15 protein-coding genes are annotated in these 13,081 nt (G+C 67.4%); 7 read left to right on the forward strand and 8 right to left on the reverse strand.

Going from position 1 to position 13,081, the window contains the following annotated elements; translation table 11 throughout:
• Positions 1 to 18: 18 nt before the first annotated feature.
• The gene (locus H556_RS0103035; protein WP_024353042.1) at positions 19 to 636 is read right to left on the reverse strand and encodes a Yip1 family protein; all 618 of its coding nucleotides are present in this window, start codon (positions 634 to 636) and stop codon (positions 19 to 21) included.
• A 161-nt stretch (positions 637 to 797) separates the two neighbouring features.
• Here H556_RS0103035 and radA point away from each other — a divergent pair, with 161 nt between their 5' ends.
• From radA to H556_RS0103065, 6 genes are all read left to right on the forward strand, one after another.
• Positions 798 to 2,171 carry a DNA repair protein RadA gene (gene radA / locus H556_RS0103040; protein WP_024353043.1) on the forward strand — a complete coding sequence of 458 codons (1,374 nt, stop codon included), beginning with the start codon at positions 798 to 800 and terminating at the stop codon, positions 2,169 to 2,171.
• Between the two features lie 36 nt (positions 2,172 to 2,207).
• Entirely contained in the window at positions 2,208 to 2,744 is a 537-nt protein-coding gene (locus H556_RS0103045) for a CvpA family protein (protein WP_024353044.1), read from the forward strand.
• An 81-nt stretch (positions 2,745 to 2,825) separates the two neighbouring features.
• Positions 2,826 to 4,331, forward strand: coding sequence for an amidophosphoribosyltransferase (gene purF, locus H556_RS0103050; protein WP_024353045.1), 1,506 nt, complete (start codon positions 2,826 to 2,828; stop codon positions 4,329 to 4,331).
• A gap of 6 nt (positions 4,332 to 4,337) precedes the next feature.
• Complete coding sequence (locus H556_RS0103055) at positions 4,338 to 4,679, forward strand: VOC family protein (RefSeq protein ID WP_024353046.1); 342 nt, start codon at positions 4,338 to 4,340, stop codon at positions 4,677 to 4,679.
• A 38-nt stretch (positions 4,680 to 4,717) separates the two neighbouring features.
• Positions 4,718 to 5,479, forward strand: coding sequence for an SDR family NAD(P)-dependent oxidoreductase (locus H556_RS0103060; protein ID WP_024353047.1), 762 nt, complete (start codon positions 4,718 to 4,720; stop codon positions 5,477 to 5,479).
• A 37-nt stretch (positions 5,480 to 5,516) separates the two neighbouring features.
• On the forward strand, positions 5,517 to 6,812 hold the full coding sequence (locus H556_RS0103065; protein ID WP_245559404.1) for an O-antigen ligase family protein: 1,296 nt from the start codon (positions 5,517 to 5,519) through the stop codon (positions 6,810 to 6,812).
• A 23-nt stretch (positions 6,813 to 6,835) separates the two neighbouring features.
• Here H556_RS0103065 and H556_RS0103070 read toward each other — a convergent pair whose 3' ends face one another.
• The 7 genes from H556_RS0103070 to H556_RS0103100 form a co-directional block, all read right to left on the reverse strand.
• Complete coding sequence (locus H556_RS0103070; protein ID WP_024353049.1) at positions 6,836 to 7,183, reverse strand: hypothetical protein; 348 nt, start codon at positions 7,181 to 7,183, stop codon at positions 6,836 to 6,838.
• Between the two features lie 62 nt (positions 7,184 to 7,245).
• Positions 7,246 to 8,871, reverse strand: coding sequence for a ribosome biogenesis GTPase Der (der, locus tag H556_RS0103075; protein ID WP_024353050.1), 1,626 nt, complete (start codon positions 8,869 to 8,871; stop codon positions 7,246 to 7,248).
• 31 nt (positions 8,872 to 8,902) lie between these two features.
• Positions 8,903 to 10,324, reverse strand: a complete 1,422-nt coding sequence (locus tag H556_RS0103080) for a PQQ-like beta-propeller repeat protein (protein WP_024353051.1) — start codon at positions 10,322 to 10,324, stop codon at positions 8,903 to 8,905.
• 24 nt (positions 10,325 to 10,348) lie between these two features.
• Positions 10,349 to 11,128 (reverse strand): tetratricopeptide repeat protein, encoded by a 780-nt coding sequence (locus H556_RS0103085; RefSeq protein WP_024353052.1) that lies wholly within the window; start codon positions 11,126 to 11,128, stop codon positions 10,349 to 10,351.
• Positions 11,129 to 11,274: 146 nt separating this feature from the next.
• Positions 11,275 to 11,697 carry a hypothetical protein gene (locus H556_RS0103090; RefSeq protein WP_024353053.1) on the reverse strand — a complete coding sequence of 141 codons (423 nt, stop codon included), beginning with the start codon at positions 11,695 to 11,697 and terminating at the stop codon, positions 11,275 to 11,277.
• Positions 11,687 to 12,244 carry an RNA polymerase sigma factor gene (locus H556_RS0103095; RefSeq protein ID WP_024353054.1) on the reverse strand — a complete coding sequence of 186 codons (558 nt, stop codon included), beginning with the start codon at positions 12,242 to 12,244 and terminating at the stop codon, positions 11,687 to 11,689. The genes H556_RS0103090 and H556_RS0103095 overlap by 11 nt, the downstream gene beginning before the upstream one ends.
• 25 nt (positions 12,245 to 12,269) lie before the next feature.
• A complete protein-coding gene (locus tag H556_RS0103100; RefSeq protein ID WP_024353055.1) occupies positions 12,270 to 12,653 on the reverse strand; it encodes a DUF6249 domain-containing protein in 384 nt (127 codons plus the stop codon).
• Between the two features lie 191 nt (positions 12,654 to 12,844).
• Here H556_RS0103100 and H556_RS0103105 point away from each other — a divergent pair, with 191 nt between their 5' ends.
• Positions 12,845 to 13,081 carry a DUF2188 domain-containing protein gene (locus H556_RS0103105; RefSeq protein WP_024353056.1) on the forward strand — a complete coding sequence of 79 codons (237 nt, stop codon included), beginning with the start codon at positions 12,845 to 12,847 and terminating at the stop codon, positions 13,079 to 13,081.

The following is a 13,081-nucleotide window of genomic DNA, read 5'->3' on the forward strand; positions in this document are numbered from 1 at the left end:
AGCCCTTCATCTTCAGACTTAGCTCAGGGCGAAGGCCGTCGCGCCCACGCCGACGATGACGAAGCTGGCGATGACCGCTGCGACGAGCGACCAGACGATCGCCAACAGGATGATGGCCGCCACGACCACGACGATGGTGTAGCCCAGCGCCTTTTCGGCCGTCGTCTTCATCAGCACCGGCAGGCCCAGATACATCAGATAGAAGCCGTAAAAGCCGATCAGAAGCGCCAACCAGCCCAGCGTCGGGATGATGTTCAGCACGCCCGCCACCCACATGGGCGTCATGGAATAGACGGCGACCTGCATCGCCTTCACCCGGTCCTTGGTCCCGCCGAAGGTCGGCGCCAGGGCATCGATGATCATGCCCAGGATGTAGACGCTGATCAGGCTCAGCACATAGCTGAGCGCGCCCGCCAGCACCGGTCCGACCAGTCCGCGATGACCGAAGGCGATCTGGCCCACGACGGTCGCCACCGCCGGAATGGCCGCCAGAATGACGGCGTAGTTGGTGAACAGCCCCTTGATGGTCGCGCTCTCGGCGTCGATCACCGGCCATTCGAACTTGGGCCGCGTCAGGATAAACTTCACCCGCGAGGCGAGCGAGGGATCGACGGCGGGGGGATTTTCCAGGGTCATTCGTTTGCCTTCCGGGCGGTTGAGTCGGATCACGGCCTTATCATGGCAGAATGACGGCTGTGTGGACGCCTGCGCAACCCCGCAGTCTCCCTATGACAGTTTCGGACGCACCTTGATCCAACCCGCCTGCCCTCGGCCGTCTGATCTGCTAGGTCTGTCTCATGGCGCGCGACTCTCTTCTCTTCGTCTGCAAATCCTGCGGGGCGGTTCATTCCAAATGGGCCGGGCAATGCTCGGCCTGCGGCGAGTGGAACGTGCTGGTCGAGGAGTCCAAGGCCGCCCCGCCGGGCGCCATGAAGCCCGCCTCGACCGCGCGCGGGCGCGGGGTGCAGTTCGAGACGCTGCAATCCGACACGCCTGAGCCGCCGCGCATCGTCACCGGCGTGACCGAGTTCGACCGCGTCTGCGGCGGCGGCGTCGTGCCCGGCTCGGCCATCCTGCTGGGCGGCGACCCCGGCGTCGGCAAGTCGACCCTGCTGCTGGAGGTCACGGCCAAGGCCGCGCGCAACGGCGCCAAGGTCGCCTATATCTCGGGCGAGGAAGCCATCGAGCAGATCCGCGCCCGCGCAAAACGCATGGGCGTGGCCGACGCCGACGTGGCCCTGGCCTCCGCCACCGCCCTGCGCGACATACTGACGACGCTGAAGCGCGATCCGTTCGACATCGTGATCATCGACTCCATCCAGACGCTGTGGAGCGACGCCCACGACGCCGGGCCGGGCTCCATCACCCAGGTGCGCGCCTGCGCCGCCGAACTGGTGCGGCTGGCCAAGAACGGCGGTCCGGCCATCGTCCTGGTCGGCCACGTCACCAAGGACGGCCAGATCGCCGGGCCGCGCGTGGTCGAACACATGGTCGACGCCGTCCTCAGCTTCGAGGGCGAGCGCGGCTATCCCTTCCGCATCCTGCGCGCGGGCAAGAACCGTTTCGGCGCCACCGACGAGATCGGCGTGTTCGAGATGGGCGACGCTGGCCTGCGCGAAGTGCCCAACCCCTCGGCCCTGTTCCTCGGTGAAGGCAAGGACCGGGCGCCCGGCGCCGCCGTCTTCGCCGGGATCGAGGGATCGCGCCCTGTTCTGGTGGAAATTCAGGCCCTTGTCGCGCCCTCTGCATACGGCACGCCAAGACGCGCCGTCGTCGGTTGGGACTCCGGTCGCCTCGCCATGCTGCTGGCGGTGCTGGAGGCGCGCTGCGGCCTCGGGTTCGGCGACAAGGACGTCTATCTGAACGTCGCGGGCGGGATGCGGATCAACGAGCCCGCCGCCGATCTGGCCGCCGCCGCCGCCCTGATCTCATCGGCGCTTGACATGCCCCTGCCGCAGGGCTGTGTCGTCTTCGGCGAGATCGGCCTGTCGGGCGAGGTCCGCGCCGTCGGCCGGGCCGAGGCCCGCCTGCGCGAGGCCCAGAAGCTCGGCTTCGAGCGCGCCCTCGCCCCGCCACAGGCCAATGGAAAGGTGAAGAAGGGCGACGTCGCCCTGACCGTCGTCACCCGCCTGACCGACGCGGTCGAGCGAATCTCCCAGAACCGCTATTAGGGCGCGTTCCCCATCCTCCTTGAGGCCGCAGAGCGCGTGACCGGCTACGACGTCTTCGTGATCCTGGCCCTGCTGGCCTCGGGCGCCGCCGGATGGTTCCGGGGCGGCATGCGCGAGATCACGGCCCTGTTCAGCTTCCTGCTGGCGGCCCTGCTGGCTCTGATCACCCTGCCGTGGACGGCGCCGGTCGGGCGCTCTCTGGTCGATCCCGACTGGGCAGGGTCGGTGCTGGCCGTGGGTCTGGTGTTCGTGATCCTCTATTTCGGCCTGCGTTTTATCGGTTCAGCCATTTCGCAGGGCGCGCGCGGCCGCGCCCTGGGCGTGCTGGACCAGACGCTGGGTCTGGCGGTCGGTCTGGTTCGCGCCCTGGCCCTGATCGGGGCGGTCCACTTGATCATCATGGGCGCCATGCAGGACAACCCGCCGCGCTGGCTGTCCGAGGCCGCCACAGCCCCCGTCAGCGAAGGCGCCGCCCGCGCCATCCAGATCGTGCTGCCCACGCTTGGAAAGGGCGCCGACGCCCTGACGCCCGTGGTCGGTTCTTCCGTCCGCGAAGGGTTTTCGTCGCAATGAGCCTTGCCCCCGACGCATTCGCAGACTACGTGCGCGTCGCCGCCCATTGAGTTATCTTCCCCCGGTCATCGGAGCCTGACGATGCGCCACCATATCGCCGAACCCGTCGTTCACCGTGAGCATTGGCGTGAGCCGGGCGATGACCAGCTTCGCCTCGAGTGCGGCGTCTGCGGCGTCTGGGGGGCGCCGAAAAACGAAGCCTCGTCCATCGTCGCCCTGGGCCTGCACGCCCTGCAGCATCGCGGGCAGGAAGCCTGCGGCATCGCCAGCGTCCACGACGAGCTCTTCTATACCGAGCGGCATCAGGGCCTGGTCGGCGAAGCCTTCGGCAATGCCGAACTCAGCAAGCGTCTGCCAGGCACGGCCGCCATCGGCCACACCCGTTACTCGACCGCAGGCGGCAGCTTCCTGCGCAACATCCAGCCCATGTTCGCCGACCTGGACCAGGGCGGCATCGCGATCGCTCACAACGGAAATCTCACGAATTTCAAATACCTGCATGCGCAACTTGTCTCTGAAGGTGCGATTTTCCAGTCCACGTCGGACTCCGAGGCCATCCTCCACCTGATCGCCCGCAGCCGGAAGGCCAAGATCGTCGATCGCTTCATCGACGCCCTCAGCCGGATTGAGGGCGGCTACGCCCTGATCGCTCAGACCCGGCTGAAGCTGATCGGCGCGCGCGACCCGCTGGGCATCCGCCCGCTGGTGCTGGGCAAGGTCGGCGAGGCCTGGGTGCTGGCGTCCGAGACCTGTGCGCTGGACCTGATCGGCGCCACCTTCGTGCGCGATGTCGAGCACGGCGAGGTCGTGGTCATCGACGACGAGGGCCTGACGTCGATCAAGCCCTTCGCCGCGCGCGCCGCCCGTCCCTGCCTGTTTGAATACGTCTACTTCGCCCGCCCCGACTCGGTCGTGAACGGCCGCGCCGTCTATGAGGTCCGCAAGGAGATGGGCCGTCGCCTGGCCCGCGAACATGTGGTCGAGGCCGATGTCGTGGTGCCAGTGCCCGACTCGGGCGTCCCCGCCGCTCTCGGCTATGCGCAGGAAAGCGGCCTGCCCTACGAGATGGGCATCATCCGCAGCCATTATCTGGGCCGCACCTTCATCCAGCCCAGCCAGGGCGCCCGTCAGAAGGGCGTGCGGATGAAGCACAGCCCCAACCGCGCCGCCCTGGAAGGCAAGCGCGTCGTGCTGATCGACGACTCCATCGTGCGCGGCACGACATCGCTGAAACTGGTCCGCGCCGTGCGCGCGGCGGGCGCCAGGGAGGTGCACCTGCGCTCGGCCAGCCCGCAGATCCTCTACCCCGACTTCTACGGCATCGACATGCCCGAGCGCTCGCAACTGATGGCCGCCACCCACAGCATGGAAGAGATGCGCGCGGTTCTCGAGGTCGATTCGCTCGGCTTCCTGTCCATCGACGGCCTGTACGACGCGCTCGGCGCCGGGCCGCGCGATCCGGCGAGCCCGCAGTTCACCGACCACTACTTCACCGGCGATTATCCGACCCGCCTGCTGGACCGCGAGATCGAGGAAGGCGGCCGCGATCCGCGCGGGAAGCAACTTTCTCTGCTGGTGACCGCTTAAGGCTGGATGATCCAGCTCGGCTACTTCACGCTCGACACACCTGACGTCGACAAGGCCCGCGCCTTCTATGCGGGCCTGTTCGGCTGGCGCTTCAACGACGCCTCGTCCAGCCCGACCTACGCCCATGTGGCCCAGTCCGATCCTGCGTTCGGCATCACCAAGGGCGAGCAGAAGGCCTTCCCCAATCTCTATTTCCGCGTCGACGACATAGAGGCGGCCTGCGCCCGGGTGGTCGAACTGGGCGGCCGATGCGCCGTGCCCGCCGAAAGCCCGTCAGGCCTGTCCGCCGTCGTCAGCGACGACCAGGGCGTCAGCTTCAGCCTGTGGCAGCCCGCATCGGGCTACTGAGCCTTCCACCCTGCGTCCGGCCGCGCTATCAGCGGGCCATGTCCGAGAATGCTTCCCTCCCCCTCGCCAATCGCGTCGCCCTGGTCGTCGGCGCCTCGCGCGGCATCGGCCGCGAGGCCGCCCTCGCCCTGGCCAAGGCCGGCGCCCACGTCATCGCCGCCGCCCGCACCCAGGGCGCGCTTGAGGAGCTGGACGACGAAATCTTCGCCGCCACCGGCCAGCACGCCAGCCTGGTTCCGTTCGACCTCGTGGACGGCGGCGCCATCGACCGTCTGGGCGGCGCCCTGTTCGAGCGGTTCGGCAAGCTGGACATCTGGGTTCAGGCCGCCGCCACAATGGGCCCATCGGGCCTGACCCCGGTCGCCCACGCTGAGCCGCGCGAGTTCGCCAAGGTCGAGAAGATCAACTTCACCGGCGTCTATCGCCTGATCCGCTCGCTGGAGCCTCTGTTGCGCGCCTCCGACGCCGGTCGCGCCATCCACCTGACCACCAGCGTCGCCAGCCAGCCGCGCGCTTTCTGGGGCATGTACGCCGCGACCAAGGCGGGCGCCGAAGCCCTGGTCAAATGCTGGGCGGACGAGATCGAAAGCACGCCGGTGCGCGCCTGCATCGTCGATCCGGGCCGGATGCGGACCCAATTGCGCGCTCAGGCCTTTCCGGGCGAAGATCCCGAAGTCCTGCCTCATCCTTCGGAGATCGGCCCCCTGATGGTCGAACTGGCCCGCCCCGACTTCACCCCGCCCCTGACGGTCAGCTTCAAGGAATGGAAGCAGGGTCTGTCGGCGGCCGCCCTGGTCTGACACCCGGATGTCCGGGGGAGCGGGCGCAGAAGACCAGATGATCCTGGCCCCAGCGGAGAAGCGTCCCTCGCTTCCGCTCGTCCGCGCCGCCCCTCTGGCCGATATCGTGGCTGTCATCGCCTCGATCGGACTGATCCTGACCTATGTCGGCTTCTGGAGCGCGCCGCTGACCGGCTATGGCGCGCGATCGGCCGACTTCCTGCGCAACTTCTACTATCCGGCCTATCTGCTGGCGCTGGTGCTGGTCTGTATGCGCCCCGGCCGTGCGTTAAAGGGGATGCTGCGCTCGCCGCTGCTGATCGCCTTGCTGCTGCTGACGGCCGCGACCTATTTCTGGTCGATCATGCCGGACCTGACGGCGCGGCGCATTCCCGCTCTGGTCTTCACTACTCTGGCTGGCGTGGCGCTGGCGTCGCGCTGGAGCTGGAAAAGCCTGACCGAAATCGTAGCCGGGACGCTGGCGGTGCTGGCGGTGATTTCCTTCCTGTTGGGCCTGTTGCTGCCCGACATGGGCCGGATGCAGGAACTCTTCCCCGGCGCCTGGCGCGGACTGTGGCTGGAAAAGAATTCGCTCGGCAACGTCATGGTGAAATCCGCCGTCTTCATGATCGCCGCGGGCATGATGGCGCCGGAACGACGCAAGCTCTGGTTCGGCCTCGCCCTCCTGCCCGTCATGCTCATCATCCTGTCGACATCGAAAACCGCCCTTGTGGTGCTGTTCCTGTCGATGGCCGCCATGGGCTTTGTAGCGATCGTGAAATCCGGTCCGCTGCGCGCCGTCATCGCCACCTGGCTGGCGGTCGTAGTGGTGATCGGCGCAGGCCTGCTGATCGCAATGGAGACGGATACCTTCTTCGCCCTGCTCGGCAAGGACGCCACCCTGACCGGACGGACCGAGATCTGGTCCGGCATCATGCAGCAGATGTCCGAGCATCCGTGGCGCGGCTTCGGCTATGGCGCGGTGTGGGACGACCCCAGCTTCACCGGTCCCAAGGCATGGATCGGCTATCAGGCCCACTTCATTCCCGCCGACGCCCACAGCGGCTGGCTGGAGCTCTACATCGCCCTGGGTCTGGGCGGCGTCATCCTGTTCGCCCTCTTCCTGCTGCAGATCTGGGCGCAGTCCTTCTGGGCCGCCTATACCAGCCCGGCAGGATGGCTGGTCCTGCCGATGATGACCTCCTACACCATCACCATGATGACCGAGAGCATCGCCATGAACTGGCATGAGTTGCGCTGGGTGGTCGTCGTCGCCATCGCGCTCAAGCTGGCCCTGGGCGACGAGCCCGAGGCCCCGAACCAAACCGCGCCAAGACGGCTATCGCGCAGGTAAGCTGTTACGGAATAAACGGGGCGTCAGCCCTGTATCAGACCCTCTGGCCCAGCCAGCTTACGTTCGCATATCGAATAGCGGTTGGCGGCCGCCGCATAGTCGGACAAGGCCGCCGTATAGTCGTTCAGCGTATCGACATAGGCGTTGAAGGCCTCGCCATAGGCCGCCAGTTCACGCTCGAAAGCCGCATAGGCCGCCGGACGGCAGTTATGCCGCGCCCGCGCCTCATCGACACATGACGGCGTCGCAGGTCGCGTGGGCTTGACCGGGCGGATCACCGGCGGCGCTTCGGGCGCCCGGCACTCCGCTGTTACGGCCGCCGCCTCTCCGGCCTGGACGACGAGCGCCAGCATCAGAACCGCTGCAAGCATCAAACCCTCCTTCAACCCTGCAGACGCAGACCTGGCGAAGCCCGCATAAAAGAAGCGGCGCCTTAGCGCTTGGCGCCGCCCTTCTGACCCGTGCGGACGCGGCCCGAGCGCGAGACCTGACGGGCGCCGCCGCGCGCGCCCTTGCCGACGAAGGCGTTGGAGCCGGACTTCTTGGACGCGCTGGCCTTCAGCCCGCCCAGCGGCTTCACCTTGGGCTTGATCCCAGCCTTGGCCTTCTGCTCCAGCGCCTTGCCGGGCAGGTTGGACAGCTTCTCGGCCTTCTCGGCCTTGATCACCCGACGCGGCGCCGTCTTGGCGTCGCCCTTGAACCGTTCCGGCCCCGACTTGGCGCCGCCCGCGGCATAGGGGTTGGCCGAGCCCGACTTGACGTTCAGGCGGATGGGCGTGCCCTGCAGGTCGAAGCTCTCGCGGATCGAGTTGACCAGATAGCGCTTGTAGTGATCCGGCATCGCCTCGGCCCGGCTGGCCATCAGCACGAACGTCGGAGGACGCGCCTTGGTCTGGGCGATGTATTTGGGCTTGATGCGCTTGCCGTCCACGGCAGGGGGCGGGTGCCTCTGCGTCGCCAGGGACAGCCAGTCGTTGAGGTCCTTGGTCTTCACCTTGACCGACCAGGTGTCATAGGCCTCCAGCACAGCGGGCATCAGACGCTCGACTCCCCGACCGTTGAACGACGACAGGGCGACAAAGGGCGAACCGCGCAGTTGCGGCAGCTTGTCGTCGGCCAGACGCTTCAGCTCGGCCAGACGCGCCTGAGGCTCTTCTTCCAGATCCCATTTGGCGGCGACATAGACCAGCGCCCGCCCTTCCCGCTCGACCAGATCGGCCAGTTGCAGGTCCTGGGTGTCGAAGGCGTCGTCCTTGTCCATCACCATGATCACCACCTCGGCGAAGGTGATGGCGCGGATGGTGTCGGCGACCGACAGCTTTTCCAGCTTCTCCTGGACGCGGGCCTTGCGGCGCATCCCGGCGGTGTCGATCAGGCGAATATTCTTGCCTTCCCAGACCCAGTCCACCGAGATGGAGTCGCGCGTGATCCCGGCTTCCGGGCCGGTCAGCAGGCGGTCGTCGCCGATCAAGCGGTTGATCAGGGTCGACTTGCCCGCGTTCGGTCGGCCGATGACGGCGATGCGGATCGGCTTTTCAGGCTCGTCGACTTCCTCGATGAAGATGTCTTCGGACGCCGCCACGACCGCCTGATACAGGTCGGCCATGCCCTCGCCGTGCTCGGCCGAGATCGGCACCGGCTCGCCGAAGCCCAGGCCGTGCGCCTCGCCCACGCCGCCGCCGCTCTCGCGGCTTTCGGACTTGTTGGCCAGCAGGACGATGGGCTTGTGCACCTTGCGCAGGCGGTCGGCGAAGATGCGGTCCAGCGAGGTCACGCCTTCGCGCGCGTCCATCATGAACAGGATCAGGTCCGCGTCCTCGATCGCCGCCTCGGTCTGCTCGCGCATCCGGGCTTCCAGGCTTTCGTCGGTGACGTCCTCATACCCCGCCGTGTCGATCAGGGTCAGGTCCATGTCGCCGATCACGCCGTCGGCGTAGCGGCGGTCGCGGGTCACGCCGGGGCGATCATCGACCAGCGCAAGGCGCTTGCCGACGAGACGATTGAACAGTGTCGACTTGCCCACATTGGGGCGGCCGACGATGGCGACCTTCAGAGCCATGTCGGCCTTCTAGCTTAAATCGGGGGAAAGGTCAGCGGATGCTGACCAGCTGACCTTTGTCGGTCAGGACATACAGGGCGCCGTTATAGGCGGCTGGGGCGATATAGGCGGCCGAACCCAGCTTCAGGCTGGCGGTCTGCGCGCCGGTCTTCGGATCGAAGGCCACCGCCTCGCCGTCCGAGTTTACCAGCACGAGACGGTTGGACGCCAGGATCGGACCCGACCAGACCGGACGCACGGTGCGCTTGCCGAAGCCCAGGAAGCCGCCTTCCTTGCGCACCCGGCCCTCGTTCAGGTCGCGGGTCCAGTAGACCTGCCCCGTCTCGCGGTTGACCACGGTCAGTTCGCCCGACTTGGACACCACATAGAGCACGTCGCCGACCGGCAGGGGCTGGTTCACGCCCGCCACCGGCAGGGACCACTTAGGCTGGCCGCTGCGCAGATCCATCGACTGCAGCACGCCCGACTGGCTGACGGCGTAGACCTGGCCGCGGCTGACCACCGGGCGACCGGCGATGTCGCGCAGTTCCGACAAGGCGCTGGTGCGGCTGGTGCGCGACAGCACCTGCTCCCACACTGGCTGGCCGTTCGAGGCCTGCAGGGCCACGATCTGGCCCGAGGAGAAGGGCGCCACCACCGTACCGCCGCTGACCGCCGGGCTGGAGGCGCGCATGATGCGGGCCGGCTCGGTGATGCCGCGATAGGACCAGTCCTGCTGCCCGTTGGCCACGTTGAAGGCCATCAACTGGTTGTCGACGTCGACGACATAGACCCGCTGGCCCGACACCGTCGGCGCGCCGTGGATCGGCAGATCGACCGGGGTGCGCCACAGCTCGGCGCCCGTATTGGCGTCGAACGCCGTCATCACGCGATAGCCGGACGAGACGAAGACCTTGCCGTCGCTGACGGCGAGACCGCCGCCGAAGCCGCCGCCGCCCGCCCCGCCGCCGAAACCGACGCCCAGGATGCGACGACCGCGATCGACTTCCTCGACCTTGACGCTGGCCTTCCAGGCCACCTGACCGGTGCCGGCGTCGACGGCGGTCACGCCCGCCTCGCCGTCCAGCACGAAGATCTTGCCGCCGTCGGCGACGACCGGCGACATCACCTGATCGGTGCGCCCCGAACCCGCGCCGATGTCACGACGCCAGGCGACGGCGAAATCCGGCGCGGCGATAACATGTTCAACGGCGTTTTCGGCGTTGCCGCCCGGCTGGCTCCAGCTAGTGACCGCCTGCGGGCCGGGCAGGAAGAAATCGCGGCCCGACAGAGCGGCCGAAGGCGTCAACTGCTGTTCGAACTCAAGAATGGAAATCCGCTGACCTTCGCTGGCGGTCGCCACCGGATCCTTGCCGCCGCCCAGACCGAACGGCAGGGCTTTGCGAACGGTGCCGCAGGAGGCGACGGTCATCGCCAGACCGCACAGCAGAGCGACTTTCAGGGTTTTGTTCATGCGAATCGTCCCGAAGGCGTCAAATCAAGGGCGAGCGGCCGGAGCCGCAGCGGCGGGAGCGGCGTCGGCCTCAGCGACCGGCGCGGCCGGAGCCCCAGCGGCAGCCGCGGCGGTCGTCGGTAGGGCCGCAGCGGCCTTGACGATCTGGGCCAGGCTGGCCGCCGTGCCGGTGTCGATCGCCTGAACGGCCGCCTGGGCGCGCTGACGCACCGGGTCGGGCACGTCCTGCCCCAGTTGCAGTTGGACGAAGGCCTGACGCGCCTCGGCGGTCTTACCGTGCTGCAGTTGCGCCATCGCCAGCGCTTCCTGGGCGAACGGCTGCAGCGGGCGCTTGTCGCCGGCCAGCGGCTCCAGACGCTTCTGCACGTCTTCCAGCGAACCGGTGTCCATCACCAGGAAGGCGGCCTTCAGCGCGGCCATGTCCGACAGGATCGGATCGCGCGTCGCCTTGGCGGCTTCGTCGAACAGGGCGACGGCTTCAGTCGTCTTCTTCTCGGCCAGCGCCAGACCGCCCTGTTGCATCAGCGCCAGGACCTTATAGCCGCCGCCGACCTTGGCGGCCTCGGCGAAGGCGGCGTCGGCTTCGGCCGACTTGCCCGACTGCAGGGCTTCGACGCCCTTTTCATAGGCGGCCGAGGCCTTGTCGGCCTGCGAGCTCACATAGGACTGCCAGCCCCACCAGGCCAGCGCCGCGACCAGGGCGACCGCCAGAACGCCGCCCAGAACGGGCAGCCAGGTGCGGGCCAGACGCCGATAGCGTTCGGAGCGAAGCTCCTCCTCGACCTGTTCGAAGACATCAACCACGAAGCGTCGCCCCAAAAAATGCAGCCAAGGCCGAACATTAAAAACGCCGCGACCCTAGAGGTTCGGCGTCATCGCCGCAACGCAGGCGTTGGGCGCGAAACGGCTTTTTCCAGCCCTAAGCCGGGACTGGGGCGGGAAAACGGCGCTCAGATCTGTTGCGACAGCTTCACCGCCCCTGCCGCCAGCAGGGCGACCAGCACCCCGGCCGTGGCCCAGAACATCTGCATCCCGCCCATTGAGCCCATCGCGCTGAGCGCCGCATCGCCCAGTCCTGACCGCTCCAGCAGCGACTGAAGCGCCAGCCCGCCCTGAGCGCCAGCCGAATCGAGCGACCCCGCGCCCGCCTCGGCGGTGAAGCTGTTCGGACCCAGATGGAAGTTGACGTTCAGCAGTTCGCGCACGGCGATGACGCCGCCCGCCAGCCCCGCCACGGACAGGGCCATGGAGCGGAACCGCGACGCCTTGTTCAACCGCGCCGCCACATCGGCTTCAAAGAAGACCGAATCGGGGAACTGCGGCGCCTGGGCGAACAGGCGCTCGATCGCAGGATCGAATTCATCAGCCGACATGGGATGCGCTCCCGAGTGCAACCGGCCCCGGCTGGAGCCGGGCCCGAAGTTTATCCAGACCACGCTTGACATGAGATTTCACCGTTCCGAGCGGCAAATTCATGGCCGCGGCGATTTCCGGGTGCGACAGCCCCGCGCCATGGCACAGGGAGACGCACAGGCGTTCAGCCTCGCTGAGCCCCTTGAGCGCCTCGTCCAGATCGACGCGGCCGATGCTGTCGACAACAGGCGCGACATGTTCCGTTTCGCTTTCAGCCACATAGCGCGCCTCCTTCGAGATACGCTTCAGATACAGGCGCGCGGCGATGCGCTTGATCCACGCGGCGAAGGTGCCCTCGCTCCTGAACTCGGCGCATTTCTCGAACGCCAGCAGAAAGGCGTCCTGAGCCACGTCGTCGGCCAGCGCCGGCTGGGCGCCCATGCGGCGCAGCAGACCCCGCACCGCCGAGCCATGCCGACGAACCAACTCGCCGAACTCGCGGCGGCCGCCCCCGGCCGCCAGCCCGGCCAGCTCGACATCGTGCAGATCGCGTAAAGGTTTGGCCATGACGGCTTCCCTGCCCCGATCCGCCTTAACCCTTGTTCTTGTTAAAGAAGCTCAGGATGATGAACGCCAGACCGATCATGCCCGGGATCGCGGCGACCCCGACGATGGGATAGTAGGCGTCCATCTCGGCGAAACTGACCGCATAGCCCAAGATGCCGATGCCGACGGCTACCGCCACCAGGATGACTCCGGTGCGCAGATCGCGCGCGGCCGTCGCCGGCGGCTTGGCGTTTTCCTTGCTGATGCTCTCGATCACTTCAGGCGGCAAGGGTTGGCCCTTTTCAATGGCCGCCCGCAGCGTGGCCTGCATCTCGCGCCGGTCGCGGCTCTTCAGCCAGGCGGGGATGGCGACGATGGCGACCACCATGAGGAAGGGCGCCAGGGGGATGAGGATTTCAAAGCCGTTCATGGGTTGTCGCCCCTAGTGTGAAACCTGGTTAGGCCGAACCTGATATGGCGGCCTTCTGATCACAAGAGGCGGCGATGATGGCCTACGGATGCAGTCGCGCGCATGAACTCTTCGTAATGCGTCACCACAGCGTGACTCGACACGCTCCGGGCCGCGTTCAACGGTGTCGCCAGACCCTTCGGAGGCGCCGAATGAACATCACCTATCGCATCGTCCCGCACGACGGCGGCTGGGCCTACCAGCTGGGCGACAGCTATTCCGAGACCTTCCCCAGCCACTCGGCGGCGCTGGCGGCCGCCTCGGCGGCGGCGCGCGAACAACGCGTGCCGGACCGCACCTCCTGGATCGAGTATGAAGACGCCTCGGGCCAGTGGATCACCGAACGCGCGGATGGCCACGACCGCCCCGACACGGCCGTCGAGGACTGA

This window comes from Brevundimonas naejangsanensis DSM 23858 (assembly GCF_000421705.1).
Lineage (GTDB): Bacteria > Pseudomonadota > Alphaproteobacteria > Caulobacterales > Caulobacteraceae > Brevundimonas > Brevundimonas naejangsanensis.